This is a genomic window from Micromonospora sp. CPCC 205554 (assembly GCF_036902745.1).
GTDB lineage: Bacteria > Actinomycetota > Actinomycetes > Mycobacteriales > Micromonosporaceae > Micromonospora > Micromonospora tulbaghiae.
Genome location: NZ_JBAKHP010000023.1, coordinates 82809 through 101182, shown reverse-complemented (window position 1 = coordinate 101182; position 18374 = coordinate 82809). Strand labels below are relative to the sequence as shown.

At 72.0% G+C, this 18374-nt stretch carries 10 protein-coding genes and 1 pseudogene; 2 read left to right on the top strand and 9 right to left on the bottom strand.

The features are described 5' to 3' along the window. Positions 1–482 precede the first annotated feature (482 nt). A complete protein-coding gene (locus tag V6U82_RS23985) occupies positions 483–1169 on the bottom strand; it encodes a hypothetical protein (RefSeq protein WP_334464732.1) in 687 nt (228 codons plus the stop codon). Between the two features lie 65 nt (positions 1170–1234). Next, positions 1235–2239 carry an IS110 family transposase gene (locus V6U82_RS23980; protein WP_334464730.1) on the bottom strand — a complete coding sequence of 335 codons (1005 nt, stop codon included), beginning with the start codon at positions 2237–2239 and terminating at the stop codon, positions 1235–1237. Positions 2240–2409: 170 nt separating this feature from the next. Between V6U82_RS23980 and V6U82_RS23975 the strand changes: the two are divergent. Further along, positions 2410–2925, top strand: a pseudogene (locus tag V6U82_RS23975) (transposase); the annotation flags it as partial. Positions 2926–2944: 19 nt separating this feature from the next. On the opposite strand, the gene V6U82_RS31620 reads toward V6U82_RS23975, so the two are convergent. After that, on the bottom strand, positions 2945–3142 hold the full coding sequence (locus V6U82_RS31620) for a P1 family peptidase (RefSeq protein ID WP_442933464.1): 198 nt from the start codon (positions 3140–3142) through the stop codon (positions 2945–2947). Between V6U82_RS31620 and V6U82_RS23970 the strand changes: the two genes are divergently transcribed. After that, positions 3120–3428: a hypothetical protein gene (locus V6U82_RS23970; RefSeq protein ID WP_192900367.1), complete on the top strand. Its 309-nt coding sequence runs from the start codon at positions 3120–3122 to the stop codon at positions 3426–3428. The genes V6U82_RS31620 and V6U82_RS23970 overlap by 23 nt on opposite strands. A gap of 259 nt (positions 3429–3687) precedes the next feature. Here the strand turns inward: V6U82_RS23970 and V6U82_RS23965 are convergent, their stop codons facing one another. From V6U82_RS23965 to V6U82_RS23940, 6 genes are read right to left on the bottom strand one after another with little or no spacing between them, the layout of a single operon-like run. Then, complete coding sequence (locus V6U82_RS23965; RefSeq protein WP_334464725.1) at positions 3688–5754, bottom strand: amino acid adenylation domain-containing protein; 2067 nt, start codon at positions 5752–5754, stop codon at positions 3688–3690. After that, on the bottom strand, positions 5742–6530 hold the full coding sequence (locus tag V6U82_RS23960; RefSeq protein ID WP_334464723.1) for a thioesterase II family protein: 789 nt from the start codon (positions 6528–6530) through the stop codon (positions 5742–5744). The genes V6U82_RS23965 and V6U82_RS23960 overlap by 13 nt, the downstream gene beginning before the upstream one ends. A 59-nt stretch (positions 6531–6589) precedes the next feature. After that, positions 6590–9538, bottom strand: a complete 2949-nt coding sequence (locus V6U82_RS23955; protein WP_334464721.1) for a type I polyketide synthase — start codon at positions 9536–9538, stop codon at positions 6590–6592. Continuing rightward, positions 9535–13002 carry a non-ribosomal peptide synthetase gene (locus tag V6U82_RS23950; protein ID WP_334464719.1) on the bottom strand — a complete coding sequence of 1156 codons (3468 nt, stop codon included), beginning with the start codon at positions 13000–13002 and terminating at the stop codon, positions 9535–9537. The genes V6U82_RS23955 and V6U82_RS23950 overlap by 4 nt, the downstream gene beginning before the upstream one ends. Next, positions 12999–14216 (bottom strand): MFS transporter, encoded by a 1218-nt coding sequence (locus V6U82_RS23945; protein ID WP_116507019.1) that lies wholly within the window; start codon positions 14214–14216, stop codon positions 12999–13001. The genes V6U82_RS23950 and V6U82_RS23945 overlap by 4 nt, the downstream gene beginning before the upstream one ends. Continuing rightward, on the bottom strand, positions 14213–18355 hold the full coding sequence (locus V6U82_RS23940; RefSeq protein WP_334464713.1) for a type I polyketide synthase: 4143 nt from the start codon (positions 18353–18355) through the stop codon (positions 14213–14215). Before V6U82_RS23940 ends, V6U82_RS23945 begins: the two co-directional genes overlap by 4 nt. Between the last annotated feature and the right edge of the window lie 19 nt (positions 18356–18374).

Sequence of the window (18374 nt, the reverse complement as noted above, 5' to 3'; positions counted from 1 at the left end):
GGTCAGTCAGAGGGTGAGTCAGACCGGCCGGGTGACCCGCTCCCACATCATCACTGTCAGAGGGTTGCCAGTGGATTCGAGTCTCAGCTGCCGGAATCCTACCGACTCCGCCTCGTCGGATCCCCGAGGCGTACGCCGATTCAGCATGCACTTCAAGCCGTGTTGGCCGTCACCTTCGGTGACGGCCAAGCAACCCGGTGCGGTGCCGATGCCACCGTTGATGTCGGTCATTGATGTCACGTCGCGCCGCGCTGCCGCTCCCTGCCCCCGCCGGTATGAATCCCGTCGGAGGGAGCCGGGTACATCCTGTTGATGAGTGAGGCTCCATGCCGAGCAGCGCTAGTGGCCGTCTGTTGCCCGCCGTTCATCAACAGCCATCCACACCCGCCGTCGAGACCTTCGCTGCCTCCTTGCTGCTTCAGCCTCGGCCAGACAACGCTCCCGAGGCCCCTTCTCAGAACAGATTGTGGCGGCCGGGCCTGCTAAAGCACTGCCGGGAGCTGCTCGACATAGCACATCGCCGTGTGAGGCTCGACTACTCGCATCGCCTCTTCGGCATCCGTCTCAGTGAGGAAGACGCCGAGGTTGTGTCGGCTACGGCGGCCGTCCCGCTCGGTGACTGCTGTCAGCACGTGGACGTAGCGGTATCGCTCACGGCGTTCTCCTTCAGGCAGCCCGGTGAGGAACGCCTGCGCCACCTCCTGTGGGGAGGCGATGTCGAACTCGCCGCCGACCCCGGCAAGCGGTGTGACCGGCCAGAGCGGGTCGTAAGCGTCGAACGTGTGGAAGAACGAGGGCTGCATGGGCGACAGCTCACCCTCGCACCATCCGACGCCCCCGGTGACGACGTAACCCGTCACCCCTTCGCTCGCTAGCACAAGCACCCGTAGATACTCCGGACGAGGGTCGTAGTAGTCCGCGATGCCGTCGTAGACCCGGGCGGCCTCCTCCTCGGTCGCGCACCAGATCACCAGGCCGCGGTACAACTCCTGGATCTGCACCGCCTCGACAGGACTGAACAGCACCTCCAAGGTCGTCGGGAGCCGTTCGTACACGTCGGGCATCCGGTCCGACCGCAACAGCAGCTGACTGTGCGTGGCCGAGTACGAGTACAGGTTCACCTCCCGCTCGGTGCGGAACAGCTCCGCGCCCGGGGCGGAAGTGCTCATCCTGGTGAAGCCACACGCGCGACGTCATCTCGCCACTCTTGGACAGCCAGCGAGAGACGTCAAGATCAGACCGCTCGGGTGCTGCCCATGCGTCGTTCTCCGACGGCCCGCTCAGCAATCTCCGCCGATCCGCTCGCCGGTGATGGTGCCGTCCGGGTCGAGACGGTGGGCCAGCTCGTCCCGGCAGGTAGTGACCGCTCCGATGATGTCGACCAGCGGGCGCTCAATTCTCGCGTTCTGCACCGGCGTGAAGTCGGGCGGGAAGCGCCCCGCGGTGAGGAACTTGGAGGCTTCGAAATCGTACTGGCCGAGCAAGCTCCAGCCCGCTTGCACGTCGACCAGGCCGTCATGCGAGTGACCCGCAGCCACCCGGTGCACTGGTCGGAGAAGTTGAAGGGAAGCGTCACGGGACGGCGGCCGATCGCCAGCCGCTTGAGTTCGGCAAGCCAGCGGTCGAGGGTATGCGCCGGACCTCGGTACCGGCCACGGGCGGCGAAGTTACCAACGTCCGGTACGAGGATGCACTCGAAACGGCTGGTGCCGAGCTTCAGGATCATGTGGCCGCGGGCCTCGTCAGTTAGCTCCACGGTCATCGGCACCTGCACGCCGCACTTGGCCAGCACGGCGTGCACCTCGGCCTTGCACAGGCTGCGCACGGCGACGAGCTTGGCGCGGTGACGGACCAACTCCCGCAACTCCCGCGTCGCCGGCGGGGCGATCCACCCCTGCGCGAGGCGACCCATCCGCAGCAGATCGGCCAGGTCGATGGCGTCGCGGACATCGTTCTTCACCCGCCGGTACTCGAGTGCCTTGACGCCCAACGGGTGCGCCAGATGCACCCTCGCGCCGGCCGCCTGCAGCGCGTCCACCGCCCAGTACCAGCCGTAGGTGGCTTCCAGCACCACCTCCGGCGTCTGCCCGGCCCGGGCGACCACGTCGGCCAACCGGTCCGGGTCGTTGACGATCCGCACGCTCTCCAGCACCTCACCCGACTCCGTCATCCGCACAATCACCGAGCGGCGCCGGTGCAGGTCGATACCCACGAACTGCTGTCCCGCATACCCTTCCACCAGGGGCCTCCTTCGTCGTAGACGTGAGCACTCCCAGCATCCCGCCGGGAGGTCACGAGGAGCGGAGGCCCCGCTCCTTCATCGCATCAGGCAGTCGCCGGGGACTGTGGATCTAACGGTGTTTCCGGCCTGACCCGCCGGGCGTAGTACCCGGTGAGGAAGGTGCCGTGATGACCGCGACACTGAACGATGTGACTCCACGGAAGAAGAGGCCTGAGCCGTCGGCGGAGGAGCAGGCCGCCGTCGAGCTGGTCCGGCTGGCCAAGGAACAGGGCTTGTCGCTGACCGGCCCGGACGGGCTGCTCAAGCAGCTGACCAAGTCGGTGCTCGAGACCGCGTTGAACGAGGAGATGACCGAGCACCTGGGCTATGAGAAACACGGTCCGGCCGGTGCGGGGTCGGGCAACATCCGCAACGGCACCCGGTCCAAGACGGTGCTGACCGAGGCGACTGGTCATGTCGAGATCGACGTGCCCCGCGACCGGGCCGGCACCTTCGAGCCCCAGATCGTCAAGAAGCGGCAGCGCCGCCTGTCGGGCGTCGACGAGGTCGTGTTGTCGCTGTATGCCAAAGGCCTGACGACCGGGGAGATCTCGGCGCACTTCGCCGAGATCTACGGCGCTTCGGTCAGCAAGGAGACGATCTCCCGGATCACCGACAAGGTGATCGAGGAGATGACCGACTGGTTCGCCACCACCCAGTCGATCACGCCACAATGGGCGGCACGACGGCATGCGAATTGGTCAGCACCACGGGCAGGTCCAGCAGACCAGCCTCCTCGACGAACGCCGCACCGGTCATCTCTCCGTTGCCGTTGAGCACCGACGCTCCGGCAGCACACACCGAGCCCACCCCCGCACGACCTCGCGGCAGGATCACCGTGCAGGAGGCGACGGCTCGCATCGCTGACCTGGTCACCGGCTGGGCGCCCAGTCCCACCGAACGGGTCTCCGCTATCGCGCACACCGTGGCCGAGCAGCGGACGCTGTGGTCGTCTGGAGAGTCCCGCCTGACCCTGAGCGGTTACTGGCAGGACCTGGGCCTGCGGCCGGAGTCCGAACGCCAGGAGTGGCCGCGCCGGTTGGACGAAGTGTCCGCGAACCGGCTGGACGACGTCGTCCGGCGACACCTGTCCCGCTCGCCGGACCTCACCGTGGTCCTCAAGCAGGAGGAGCCGGTCGATGCGTAGTCTCAACGCCCGTCACCACCGTGCAGCGCTCAATGGGTTCCTCACGGTGGTGCCGGCACCCTGATTGATCACCCCCGGATGGCTGCACTACGCGTCGGATGCCGGCGCATCGACAAGCAGCTGTTCCAGCCGTGCCCGGCGCTGCGACAGCGGCATGTCCAGCGCCTGCCCCCGGCGTCTCCGAGGTGGTCGTGAGCCGGACACTCGCGTACCAGCCGCGGCAACACCGGGCCACTGCCGCTGCCTCTGCGGAAGCGTCTCAGCGGACCCGGCGGCGCGCCGACGGCTCCGGCAGCGCGGCCCGGTCGACCTTGCCGCTCGTGGTTAGCGGCATCGCGGACACCTCGACGTACCGCGACGGCACCATGTGCTCGGGCAGCCGGTCAGACAGGTACTCTCGCAGCGACGCATCCGAGAGATCCTCGTCGGACCCTGTCGACGCCCGCACGAAGTAGCCCACGAGAAGGCCTGCGGTCCCCCGACGGTGCAGGGTCACCGCGGCGCCGCCGATCGCGGGATGAGCGCCGAGGACGGCCTCGATCTCGCCCAGCTCCACCCGCTGGCCGCGCAGCTTCACCTGGTTGTCCCGCCGGCCGACGAAATGCAGGTTGCCGCCCGCGTCCCACCAGGCGAGGTCGCCGGTACGGTACAACCGCTGGCGCACACCGTCGACGTCCCGCTGCACGAAGGATTGCGCCGTCAGCTCCGGGCTGCCGATGTAGCCGGTGGCGAGACAGACGCCCCCGAGAAACATCTCCCCCACCGCGCCGACCGGTGCCAGCCGCCCGGCGTCATCGAGCACGTGCACCACCACGTTCGCAATCGGCGCACCGATGGGCACGTCCGGACCGGGCTCGGGCCGACGACACCGCCAGGCAGTCACGTCAATCGCCGCCTCTGTCGGCCCGTACAGGTTGTGCACCTCGGCGTCCGACACGGCGGCCAGCCGGTTCACCAGGCTCGGCGCCAGCGCCTCACCGCTGCAGATCACCCGTACCAACGAGTGGCACTCGCCCACGTCCGGCTCCGCGAGAAAGAGGTCCAGCATGGCCGGCACGAAGTGCACCGTGGTCACCCGTTCGCGGCGGACCATATCGACGATCTCCCTGGCGTCCCGGTGGGCCTCCGGCGGCGCGACGACCAACCGGGCACCGGTCATGAAGGGCCACAGCAGTTCCCAGAGCGACACGTCGAAGGTCGCCGGGGTCTTGTGCAACACCACGTCGTCGGTAACCAACCGGTAGGCGTCCTGCATCCAGGTCAACCGGTTCACCAGGGCCTGGTGCGGCACCTGCACACCCTTAGGTCGACCGGTCGAGCCTGAGGTGAACAGGACGTACGCCGGGTCGAGCGGATCGATGACCGGGCCCGCCCGCCGCCAGTCGACCGCAGGCCCGTCGCACCCGCCACCGGTCAGCCGGATCAGCGACGCCAGGTCCGCGTCGCGGAGAGCGGCCGCTCCGGCGTCGCTGGCCAGCACGGTACGCGCCTTGGCCGTCTCCAGCATGTCCCTGAGCCGCGAGGCCGGGTGCCCCACCTCCAGCGGGAGGTACGCCGCGCCGGCCAGCATGATGCCGAGCACCGCGGCGACGCTGTCGGCGGACCGTTCGGCGCAGAGCCCGACCACGTCGCCTCGGCCTACCCCGGCGGCCCGCAGGTTGCCGGCGATCTCGGCCGCCCGGTCGAGATGGTCCGCGTACGTCAACTCACCGTCGGCCCAGCGGAGGGCGATCCGCTCGGGCGTGGCCAGCGCCTGCCGGCGGATCAGCTCAGGCACGGTCGCCTCCGGCAGCGGCCGCCGCGCGCCGGCGAACGACGCAAGCAGGGCCCGTTCCGAAGGGCCCACCGGATCGATGGCGGACAGCGGCCGGTCCGGTGCCGTCACCAGGCAGTCGATGAGCAGGCGCAGCCGGTCGGCGAGCAGGGCGGCGTCGACCATGGCGCCGGGCACGCGGAGCCGCCAGGCCTGCCCCCTCTCCCCGATGCGGAGCACGAGGCCCGGTGACGGGCCACTGTCGTCCGCTGCCGCCTCGACCACGACGGCGGTTTCCCCGACCGGCAGGTCCCAGTGGGCCGGGGCGGCGGCGAGCGCCGCCGCCAAGGTGGTGTCGTCGCTGAACGGCAACACCCGCCAGCGCTTCCGCCCCACATGCACCGGGACTGACGGGCGCCGGGTCAACCGATAGGCGAGGGCGGCCCCCACGGCGCCGAGCGCCTGTTCCGGGCGCAGGCCGTGTCGCCGGGCCAGCAGGGTCAACCCGGCCGCGCACTCCGGGTCCAGCAGGCGCGGTCGGACGTCGGTCGTGGACGGGTTCAACAGTTCCACTGGACACCTTCCGGGACGGTTGCAGGGGAGTCTGTCCGGAGCGGCCCTGCCGTCGGTCGGTCGCCGTGCCCGCCCGCCGGCCTGTCGGCGTGCCCGACCTGGCAGTCCTCGAGCAGGGCGGCCCGGACCGCGACGAAATCGTCATGGAGGAAGAAGTGACCACCCTCGAAGAGCCGAACCTGCGCGTCGGGGGCCAGGTCCAGCCAGGAGGCCAGGGCCGCGACGGGCACCGCCGGGTCGACGGTGCCGCCGTACACCGCGACCGGGCAGGGCAGGGGCGCGTCCAGGGTGGGCTGGTAACCATTCAGCAACGCCAGGTCCCGGCGGAACCGCTGCAGTAGCATCGCGCGCACGTCCGGATCGGTGAACGCCTCTTCGGGCGTGCCGCCGAGGAGCCGGAGGAAGTCGATCACGTCGCTGTCGGGCGCCGCCACGAGGGGCGCCGCCGAGACGCCGTGGCCCGGCGCCGCGGCGCCGCAGAGAACCAGCCGCCGGGGCAGCCGACCGCCCCGGCGTGCCACGTGCCGCACCGTCTCGGTGGCGATCAGCGCGCCGAGGCTGTGACCGAGCAGCGCCCACGGACCGCGCAGCTGACCGACCTGCGCGGCGAGCGACTCGGCCCGGGCGGTGATCCCGCAGGTCTCCCCGGTGCTCTCGGCGATCGCGTCCCACAGCACGGGGCGTACCGCCACGCCGTCGGCGGCGAGCGCGGCGACCCACCGGTGGAAGACGATGGGACTGCCGCCGGCGTGCGGAACACACACCAGGGTCAACACCGGAGGCCGCGCTGGCGCGCCGCCAGCCCAGCGCCCGCTGAGAATCGTCGCGCGCGCCGTCACGGCTCGCCCGCTCCGCGGGCGCGAGCCGACCGCACTGCTTCCGCCACCGCGGCGACGGTGGCCATAGCGGTGAGCGCCGTCATGTCCAGGCGTACGTCGTACCGACGTTGGACGCGGTTGATCATCCGGATGAACAGCAGTGACTCCCCGCCCAGCTCGAAGAAGTCGGCGTCCGCGGTCACCTTCCCGGCGCCGAGCAGCTCGCGCCACAGGGCGAGCACCTCGGTAATCACCTCGTCCGGAGCGAGTACCGCACCGGCGGGCGCGGCCGTCGGTTCACGGGCCGGTTCGGGCCGCGGGAACTCCCGCCCAGGAACCGGCGTGGGCGCCGCCAGCCAGTGCCGCTGCGGGGCGAACGGATAGCCGGGCAACCACACCCTGCGTCCCTCCGACGGACCCACGGCGTCCCAGTCCACTCCACCGCCGGCCGCCCAGAGCCGGCCCACGGCGGCCAGGATCTGGTCGTCGTCGGGAAGCGAGCGGAGACCCGGCTGGATCGCGGCCATCGGCAGCTCCCGGGCCTCCGGGATCCGGCGGGCCGCGCCGCTGAGTGCGGTGCCCGGCCCCACCTCCACGAGAACCGTGTCCGGGGAGTCGACCGCCCGGCGGACCGCGTCCGCGAAGCGCACCGGCGCGAGGACCTGGCGGGCCCAGTAACCGCCGTCCCGACCCTGCCCGGACGGCAGGAGAGTTCCGCCGACGGTCTCCACCACCGCGATCTGGCGGCCCCTGGTCGGGGTGTCGGCCGCCGCCCGGGCCAGCTCGTCCATGACGGGAGTCATCAGCCGGCTGTGGAACGCACGCTGCGCCGGCAGCCGGCGGAAGGCAACGCCCGCCGCCATCAGCCGATCCTCCAAGGACAGCACGGGCGCGGGCCCCCCGGAGACGACGATCACGTCGGGGCCGTTGACCGCGGCCACGTCCAGGTCCAGGTCGACCATCAACTCGCGGACGGTCGGCTCGGAGGTCAGGGCCGTGACCATCGCGCCTTCCTCCGTCGCCTGCATGAGGGCACCACGCCGGGCCACCAGGCGCAGCGTGTCGAGGAATCCCATCTCCCGAGCCACAGCGGCGGCGGTGTACTCGCCGACGGAGTGCCCCACCAGCGCCGCCGGACGCAGGCCCCAGGACATCAGCAGCCGGGCGACGGCGTACCCGTGCAGGACCAGGGCCGGTTGAGCGAGGTCGGTGCGGTGGATGTCGGCGCCGGCTCCCGGATTCAGCAGCAGGTCACGCAGGTCGACGCCGAGCACCGGGAGCAGTGCCTCCGCACCCCGGTCGACATCCGCCCGGAATCCGGGCCACCGGGCGTAGGCCCCGGCGGCCATGCCGGTGCGCTCAGCCCCCTGCCCGGGGAAGAGAAAGACCAGCTGGGGCCGGCGGGCCGCCGGTGGACCCGACCTGCCGGCGGTGAGCTGCTTGGCTGCCTCCGCCGTCGTCCGGGCGGCCACTGTGTGCCGGTGCCGGAAGTGGCGCCGGTGCGCCTGCAGGGTACGGGCGACGTCGCGCAGCGCCAGGTCCGGATGCGCCTGGAGGTGCTGGGCGAGTCGCTGCCGGGCCTCGTCCAGCGCCGTGGCGCTACGCGCCGACACCGGCAGAAGCACCGGCACCTCCTCATCGGTGCGAGAGCGATCCGGCGCGGGCGCCGCCTCCAGGACGATGTGCGCGTTCGTACCGCCCAGGCCGAACGAACTCACCGCGGCCCGGCGGGGTCGATCCGCCGCGGACGGCCACGGCCGGGCCGTCCGGTCGAGGACGAAGACGCTGGACGGGTCGTCGAGCCCGTGTCCGGCCGCGGTCAGCCCGGCCAGCGGCGGGATCCGCCCGGTACGCAGCGCGAGGACCGCCTTGATCAGGCCAGCCACGCCCGCGGCCGCGTCCAGGTGGCCGATGTTCGCCTTGACCGAGCCGAGGGAGCAGGACCCCGCTTCCACGCCGTGCTCCTTGAACACCTCGGTCAACGCGGCGAGTTCGATCGCGTCACCCGTCTCGGTGGCGGTGCCGTGCGCTTCGACGTAGTCGATGGTCGCGGCGCTGACCCCGGCGTTCTGGTAGGCCCGCCGGAGCACGTCGACCTGGCCGGCCACCCCCGGAGCGGTGTAACCGACCTTCACACCGCCGTCGTTGTTCACGGCGGATCCCCGGACGACGGCGTACACCTCGTCACCGTCGCGTCGCGCGTCGGTGAGCCGCTTGAGCACCACGACGCCCACGCCGTTGCCGGGAACCGTGCCGCCGGCGGCGGCGTCGAAGGGCCGGCAGGTTCCCTGCGCGGAGAGAATGCCACCTGCCTCGTACAGGTAGCCGGCCCGCTGCGGAACAGCGACACAGGCGCCACCGGCAAGCGCCACGTCCGCGTCCCCGGCGCGCAGGCTCTGACAGGCCAGGTGTACCGCCACCAGCGAGGTCGAGCAGGCGGTCTGCACTGTCACGGCGGGACCGCCGAGGTCGAGCCGGTACGCCACCTTTGCCGCAAGATGGTCCTTCTCATTGCCCAGAACCACCGCGAGCAGGCCCTGCGCGGCGACGACGTCGGTGGCGGGCAGCACCTGGTTGAGCAGGTAGTAGTTGAGGCCTGCGCCGGCGAAGAGCGCCACCCGGCCGAACGGTCGGTCCGTGGCCAGCCCGGCGCTCTCGAGAGCCTCCCAGCACGTCTGCATGAGCAGTCGGTGCTGGGGGTCCATCAGTTCGGCCTCCCGGGCGGGTATGCCAAAGAACTCCGCGTCGAAGCAGTCGACGTCGGCGATGATCCCCCGGGCCGGCACGTACGCGGGATCGTCGCGCTGTTCGGTCTGCACCGCAGCCTCGGCGAGGTCTGCCGGGGTCAGCCGCGTGACACAGTCCCGGCCCGCCTCGATGTTGTCCCAGTACCGCCAGACGTCGGCGGCGCCGGGAAACCGGCCAGCCAGGCCAACGACGGCGATGTCCGTGGTCGGCCCGGTCATCCTGCCCTCCCTTCCGCCGCCCGCAGGTGTTCGGCGAGTGCCCGTACGGTCGGGAACCGGTAGAGATCGGTCATCGGGAGCGCACGCCCCGGCAGCCGCTCCCGCAGCTGGTTGCGGACGAGCGCGAGTTGCAGCGAGTCCCCACCGACATCGAAGAACGCCTCGTCGGAGTCGAAGTCGTCGGTGCCCAGCACGGTGGACCACGCCTCGCCGACCAGCTCCTCGTACCGTGCCAGGGGATCGGGGTCGGCGCTGCTCGGCACCGCCGGTGTCGCGTCCGTGTCGGTCGCCGGCGGCGCCGGGGCCGGACCGGCGGGCGGCCGGGCGGCAAGGGCGCCGAGGTCCACCTTGCCGTTGCGGGTGAGGGGGAAGGCGTCCAGCCGCAGCCAGCGCTGCGGGCGGGCCTGCGGCATCAACTCCTGCTCGACCCACTCGCGCAGCGCCGCCAGGTCGCCGTTCCCTCCCTCAGTGATCACCGCGGCGGTCAGCCGGGTCCGTCCGTGGTCGTCGCTGACGAAGAGCGCCGCGTCGGAGACACCGGGCTGGCGCCTGATCAGATTCTCCACCTCGTCGAGCGCCACTCGGTGTCCGGAGATCTTGACCTGCCGGTCGTTGCGACCCAGGTAGCGCAGCAGGCCTGAGGTGTCCCAGCGCACCAGGTCACCAGTGCGGTAGCACCGCTCCCCGTCACAGGCCACGAACGCCTCGGCGGTGCGCTCCGGGTCCGCCAGATAGCCGTCGGCCAGGCCCGACCCGGAAACGCACAGCTCGCCCACCCCGCCGGGTGGGACCGGAGCTCCCGCGTCGTCGCGTACCCATAGGCTGGTGCCCGCGATCGGCCGGCCAATCGGCAGGTCGGGTTCCGCCCGGTCGGGCGTGTCGACGTGGTGGACGGTCGTGAACGTGGTGTTCTCGGTCGGCCCGTACCCGTTGCTGACCCGCAGGCCGGGGCACCTCAGGAGCACCTGGCCTACCCGGGCGCCGGACACCACTCCACCACCGGTGAACAGCTGCCGGAGGGTACGGAACGCCTCCGGACGGTGCTCGGCGACGAGGTGGAAGAGCCCGGAGGTCAACCAGGCGTGAGTGACCGGTGTCGCCGCCAGGAACTCCGCCAGCGCGCCCGGTGACGGTTCGCGCGCCGGAAACACCTCCACGGCGTCGCCGCGGACCAGGGGAACGAGAAGCTCCAGCGTGGACGCGTCGAAGGCCAGCGGCGCGAGGCGTAGCATCCGAGGCCGCTCCACGGGTGCGAAGAGATCCGCGTCGCGCGCGAGCCGAAGCACCCCGCGGTGCGGTACCACCACCCCCTTGGGAAGACCGGTGGACCCCGAGGTGAACGAGACGTAGACCGGCCGCGACGGATCCGGGGCGGCGGCCGGTACCTCGTGGCCCGCCGGCCGGGCCGGGGCGCTCAGGTCGACGGGTGGACAACGATCCGTGGCAGGCCAGCCGGCCGTGTCCGCTCTGCCGATCCGCACCCGGGCCTTCACGGCGGAGACAACCTGCTCCCGGCCCCGCGGCGCCTGCGCCGCCTCCACCGCCACGTAGCTCGCACCCAACCGGAGCACTGCGAGGACCGCGACCGCCTCCGCGGCCGAGCGGGGAAGGTCGACGACGACCCGGTCACCGGCTCGGACCCCGTGCTCGTGCAGCAGGACCGATTGAGCTACCGCGTGTTCGTGCAGCTGCCCGTAGGTCAGCTCGACGCCGGCGTCGGAGTCCCGGACCGCCGCCGCGTCGGGGTGAGCCCGGGCCCGGCGCTCGAATGCCTGCCACACGTCGTCGTTGACCCGCACCGGCGCTCCGCCGCCCCACCGAGGCAGCAGCTCGTGCTGCTCCGGGGAAATGGTCCGCACCCGGCCCAGGGGCTCCCCCGTCGACCGCACCACCTCGGCCAGTCCGGCCCGGAACGACTCGACCAGGTCGGCCGCCTCGGTCGGTCCCAGCGCGGCGGTGGCGTACTCCAGCGCCAGGCGGGGCCGCTGCTGCCAGCTCTGCAGGTACAGCACGGCGTCGAAGGCGGCGCCGCGGCAGTGTCCCTCCCGCACGGTCGCCTGGTGTCCGGAGACGGTCACCGTGGCCGGCACCAGCTCGTGGTGGGCGGCGAACCCGACCTGCGTCAGCGGGCTGCGCGCCGGATCAGGTGCCACGCCGAGGTCCGTCAGCAGCCGCTCGAAGGGCACCTCGGCGTCCGCGCCGGCCTCGCGCAGCGCGGCGGCGAAGGTCCGTACGTGCTCCGTGACCGACGCGGCGTCGTCGATCCGGGCCCGCACCGGCACCACCCGGGTGGCCAGCCCGACGACCCGGGCCAGCTCGGCGGTCGACCGGCCGGCGAACGGCATGGCGAGCAGCAGGTCGCGCTGGCCGGCGCGGCGCGACACGACCAGCGCCCAGGTGGCGGCGACCACGGTGGTGACGGTCACCCCGCATCGGCGGGCCACCCCCTCGACCGCCTCCGCGACGGACGGGTCGAGGGTGAAGGTCAACCGGGATCCCGACCCGTCCGGCTGCCCGGGGCGGGCGCGATCAGTGGGCAGCGTGAGGGTGCTCGGCGCGTCCGCGAGACGCCGGACGAGCCGATCCGACGCCCGGCGCAGCTCCCCCGTCACTGTCACGGCGTGCAGTCGCTCACCGATCAGGTCCGCCTGGCCACCGGCCGACCGGACGCTGCCGGGCCCGTCGCTGAGCGCCACGGCCAGCTCGCGCCAGAGCAGGCCGATGCTCCACCCGTCCACGAGGACGTGGTGCACGAGCAGGGTCAGCAGGCTGCGGCGGCCGGCCCGGGTCAGCACGAACACCGCCGGTGGGCGGACGTACGGCTGGAGCAGGTCGGGGCTCGCGGTGGCCAACTGCTCGTGCACAGTGCGCCACGGCGCCTCGTCCTGGTCCGGCAACGCCTGCCGCAGCAGCCGGGGCCGGTGGGTTGCCGGGAGCACGACGCGGGCCGACTCGCCGCTCTCGACGACGAACATGGTGCGCAGCGACTCGTGTCGTGCCACCAGCGCGTCGACCGCCTCACTGACGCGCTGCTCGTCGAGCTCCGCGGGACAGTCGAGGCTGAACAGCAGGTGGTAGGCCCGATCCGCGCCGGCCAGGTGCGCGGCGAGCATGGCGCGCTGCCCCGGCAGCAGGGGCCGGGTCGCCGTCGGCGCGTCGACCGGGGCGGCGGTTGGCACCGGCTGCACCGCCTCCGCGTCCCGCAGCACGGCACCAAGCGCCTCGGTCCCCAGTAGTCGGGCGATGTCCACCCGGCGTCGCAGCTCCCGTTCGCCGAGCGCGAGCAGTTCGATGGCGTTCAGCGACGTGGCGCCGAGCCCGACGAAGGAGTCCCGGTCGATCCGGTCCCGCAGGTGCGCGGCGTCGACGCCCAGCAACTCCGCCACGACGGGCAACCAGTCGTCGGGGCCACCGCTGGCGGCGGGACGATCACCGGACCGCGGGACGAGGAGCTCCGCACTCACGCGGCCGCCGCCTGCAGTTCCGCCCGCCGCAGCGCCGGGGCTGACATCCACCTGCGGATCGGCACGATGGCCACGAGCGACGTGAGGGCGCACAGCACGAAGATCACCCTGGTGTCGAGGAGGCCGCCTGCCACACCGCCGAGCGCCGCGCCGAGCGGGGTCGCGCCGTAGGACATCATCCGGGAGGCCCCGGCGATCTGGCCGCGTTCGTGCCCGGGGACGGTGCGCTGGCGCACCGACATCGCCTGTACGGACCACATGCCCCCGAACACACTGCCCAGCGCCATGACCAGGCCGAGCCAGACCCCCTGGCTGACCACCAGCGGAGCCGCGAACACCGTCGCCCACCCGACCCGGGTCAGCCACAGCAGATGCTCCTGGCCGACGAGACGCTCGAAACGGGCGGTCAGCAGGGATCCCAGCGCGGCACCGACGCCGATCATCCCGATGACGAGCCCGTACGTGCCGGGGCTCATGCCGAGCGGTCCGGGGGCGATGGCGTAGAGAACGAAGACGGTGTGGAAGGCGGCGTTGGCCAGGGTCGTCAAGGCGCCGACGCCGACCATCGTGCCGAGCACCGGTCGACGGGCGATCGTGCGGAGCCCGTGCAGGAACTGCACCGGCTGACGCTCGCCCGGCTCCTGCCGCACCCGGTACGGAGTGCTGATCCGGCCGAGCAGCAGGGCGGCGACGAGGCAGGCGGCCCCGGCCGCCCAGGCGGGCGCCTCGATCGCCACTCCGACCAGCACACCGGCGAACAGCGGACCGGCGAACTGGTAGGAGATCCGGGTCGACACGGAGATGGCACCGTTGGCCCGGGTCAGGTCCTCGGGAGGCACCATCTCCGGGATGAGCGTCTCGGCTGCGGTGTCCACTACGGTCTGCACGGTCGCCACCGCGAAGACGATCAGCACCAACAGCAGGGCGACCGGCACGTCCAAGGTCAACAGCGCGGCCAGCAGCAGCATCAGCAGGCCGCGGGTGACGTTGGCGACGGTGATCGCACGCCGGCGGTCCACCGAGTCGACCAGGATGCCGGCCGGGATCGCCAGCACCAGCCACGGCAGGGTGGAGGCGACCGTGATCGCACCCACCACCATCGGCGAGCGGGAGACCTGCGAGGCGATGATGACCGCCGCGACGGAGAACACGCCGTTGGCGGCGTCGGAGAGGCCGGTGGCGGCAAGCAGCCGGCGGAAGGATGGGCTGATCATGAGTGGAAGTCCTCCGTCTCGAGCCGTTCCCGAACCGCGCCGAGGCGCTCCACGCCGCGGAGCACCCGGTCGGCGGGCAGCCCGAAGTCAATGAGGGCGGCAACCTCGTCAACGCCCATCCGTCCGAAGTCCAGCAGGCGCTGTGCCACGACCTCCGGCGTGCCCAGAAGGGACCTGCTGGCGTAGAAGGCACGGTACGAGCGGCGGACGATCGCCTGCCGGTCCCGTTCCGAGGCGTTCTGCAGATCGAGTTCCTCCTCCGGCATCGCCCGGCTGAGGCTGCTCAACAGCTCCGTGTGGCTGCGGAGGTAGTCGAGGAAGGGCGACTCGCAGGTGGCGCGAACGTCTTCGTGTGGCTCACCCACGTACGAGTGGACCATCAACGTGACCCGGCCCGCTTCGGGGTCGTGGCCGTGCTCCGCCCGGGCCCGGCGGTATATGGCGATTTTCGCCGTCAGCTGCTCGGGAGTGAGCGCCAGCAGCGCGGTCAGCAGGTTGGCGCCGACCTCACCGGCGAGCTGGAACGATTCGTCGCTCGCCGACGCGGTCAGCCAGACCGGAAGCTCGGCCTGGACCCGGGCCGGGTACGGCCGCACGCTGACCCGGTCACCGGCCCCCGCCTCCACGTCGTCCAGGCTGCCGCCCCGCCACAAATGGCGGATCAGCTCGACGTCCCGGCGGAAGGTCTGCCGCCGATCGGCGAAGCGGTGCGGCGCCAGCACGAAGTCCAGCGGGTGGAAGCCGGCCGCGAAGGAGAGGCCGACCCGCCCACCGGAAAGGCGGTCCACCACGCTCCAGTCCTCGACCAGCCGCAACGGGTGGTGCAGGGGCAGCACGACACTTCCGGCGCGCAGCCCGATGCGGGTGGTGGCGGTGGCCAGCGCGGCGTTGAGCACGGCGGGGTTCGGGTACAGGCCGCCGAACTTGTGGAAGTGGCGTTCGGGGCTCCAGACCGCCTCGAAGCCCAGCCGGTCGGCGAGCCGGACGGCGTCCAGCACCAGCCCGTAACCATCTCCCGAGTCGTCCTGCTGGGAAGAGAAGAAGTAGATGCTGGTACTGGGCACTCCCGGCCGCCGGGCAGCAGCCACGTTGCTCGCCGCTACGGGCGACTGGACGACTGGACGCGTCGCGACGGCGGGTGTTACCGGCGGCGGTGCCGGTGCCGGTGCCGCGCCCGGGGCGGCCTCCACGAACGCGGCGAGCGCACCGAAGGTCGGCTCGTCGAACAGCTGGTCCAGCTCGACCTCCACACCTAGACCGTCGCGGATGCGGCTGCGCAGCCGCAGCGCGGCGAGGGAGTGCCCGCCGAGTTCGAAGAAGTCGTCCTCCGGAGCCACACGATCGACGCCGAGCACGTCCTTCCACAGCTGCTCAAGAGTGCCGGTGACGTCACCGGCCGACGTGCCGGTGGTGACCGACGGGGCGGCTGTCATGACTGGTTGCTTCATCCCCTCGTCCTCAGTCGTGGTGTACGTGCCAGCCGGCACGGCCACCGGTTCGGCCACCGTCGGCGACCGCTCGGGATCGAGCCAGTGGCGGGTACGGTCGAAGGCGTACGTCGGCAGCGGCGCCCGGCGGCGCCGCTCGGCGTACGCCGGATCCCAGGCCCCGCCGACACCGACGGACCACAGCTGCCCCACGACAGTGAGCAGCGCTCGGTGATCGTCGCCGGCGGCGTCCCCGCTGACGCCCCAGACCCGGGCCTGCTCTGGTGCCGGCAGGTGCTCCCGGATGAGCACCTGCAACGCGCGTCCCGGCCCCACCTCGAGCCATGCCGTCGGGGCGAGCGAGTCGCGCACCCCCGTCACGGCAGCGCTGAAGTCGACGGTGTGGCGCAACTGGCGGCCCCAGTACTCGGGGCTGACCGCCTCCCGGTCGGTGAGAGGCCGGCCGGTAACGGTGGACTGGACGGGTAGCCGCGGCGGCCGCAGCGTGAACCCGCTCAGGAACCGGGTGAAGCGGTCGGCGGCGTCCTGCATGGCGCGGGAGTGGAAGGCGTGCGAGGTGGACAGCCGACGGCTCAACAGACCCCGCTCCCGCAGCACACCGGCCAGCTGGTCGAGGTCCGGCGCCGGCCCGGATACGACGGTCACGGTGGGCGAGTTGCGCGCCGCGATGTCGACGTTCGCCGGCAGCAGCGGGGCGACCGTGTCCACCGGCGCGAAGACCGACAGCATCGCCCCAGGTGCGGCCTGTTGCATCAGCCGGCCTCGCTCGACGACCGCGGCGAGTGCGTCGTCCAGCTCGAAGACACCGGCCAGGCAGGCCGCGACCAGCTCACCGACACTGTGCCCGAGCATGGCGGAGGGTACGACGCCCCGACGGAGCAGGCTGTGCGCGGCGGCGAGCTCGGTGACGAACAGGGCAGGCTGGGCCACTTGGGTCTGGGCCAGTGTGGCCGCGTCGAGCGGGTCCTCGCTGTGCAGCAGCGCGGGCAGGTCGAGGCCGGACAGAGCGGCGACGCGTCGGGCCGCATCGTCGAAAACGGCCCGGTACACCGGGTCGGCTCGATGACTCGCCCGGAACATGCCAGGGCGTTGGGCGCCCTGGCCGGGGAACGCGAAGACCACGGTCGCGCCGTCCTCGACCTTGCGGACGGCGGCCTGGGGCAGCCGGGTCGCCGCCGCCGCAGCGGTGTCGGCGACCAGCGCCGCGCGCCAGGAGAGGGGCGTACGGCCCACCCGCAACGTGTGCGCGACGTCGGCCAACGCCGGGGGCTTCTCGGCTGCGAGGGCCGTCCCCAGCGCGCGCAGACCGGCCTCGGCGGCCGCCTGGGACCGGGCCGAGACGAGCAGCAGCTCCGGGCCGTCTGCCGCCTCCGCCGATGGCACCTGCGGCGCTTCCTCGAGGACGACGTGGGCGTTGGTGCCGCCGATGCCGAAGGAGCTGACGCCCGCGCGGCGGACGCCGTCGACCTCGGGCCACGGGACGGCCTCGGTCGGCACGAAGAACGGGGAGTCCCCCAGGTGCAGGAGCTCGTTCGGGCTCTTGAAGTGGGCGACCGGCGGGATGGTCCGGTGCCTCAGCGCAAGCACCGTCTTGACCAGGCCGAGCACACCGGCCGCGACGTCGAGATGACCGACGATCGACTTGAGCGCGGTCAGCGCGATCCCTGGTCGGTCCGGCGCCGCCGAGCCGAAGACCTCGCAGAGCGCGGCGACCTCGATGGGGTCGCCCAGCCTGGTGCCGGTGCCGTGGGTCTCGATCACCCCGACCGTCTCCGGCGGGATCCCGCCCACGGCCAGCGCGTCAGCCACCACGGCGGCCTGGCCGCTGGCACCGGGGGCGGTGAAGCCAGCCTTGCGCGCCCCGTCGTTGTTCACCGCCGAGCCCACGATCACCGCGTGCACGGTGTCGCCGTCACGGACCGCGTCGTCGTACCGCTTGAGGACCACCACGCCCACGCCGTCGCCGGCCACCGTGCCCTCGGCCGCAGCGTCGAAGACGCGGCAGTGGCCGTCCGGGGAGAGGATGCTGCCCGGCTCGTGGACGTATCCGCGGCGGGACGGGGGCGCGACGGAGGCGCCGCCGGCCAGGGCGAGGTCGGACTCGTAGGACAGCAGGGACTGCACCGCCATGTGGACCGCGACCAGGGAGGTCGAGCAGGCCGTCTGGACAGTGACGCCCGGGCCCTGCAGGTTCAGCTTGTACGCCACCCGCGTAGCGGCATAGTCCTTGTCCGCACCGATCACCAGTTGCAGGCCACCAGCGTTCGTCACGGCCCGTTCGTTGGGCAGGACGTTGTCCAGCATGTACAGGTTCATGCCGGTGCCCAGGTACACCCCGGTCCGGTTCGGGTCGGACCCCACCGGCGGGTGGCCCGCCTGCTCCAGGGCCGCCCACGCGCATTCGAGCAGTATCCGCTGCTGAGGATCGATCAACGCGCTCTCACTCGGCGAATAGCCGAACAGGGCACCGTCGAAGCGGTCCACGTCCGTCAGCACGCCGCGGGCCGGGACGAACCGTGGATCCAGCGCCCGTTCCGCCGGGACGCCCTGCGCGACGAGTTCGTCGACGTCGAAGAAGGAGATGCTTTCCGTGCCGGTCCTGATGTTCTCCCAGAACCGGTCGAGGTCCGCTCCGGCGCCGGGTATCCGCACCGCCATACCGATGATGGCAATCCTGCCGCTCTCCGTCATGTCACCTCCCCACGCCCGG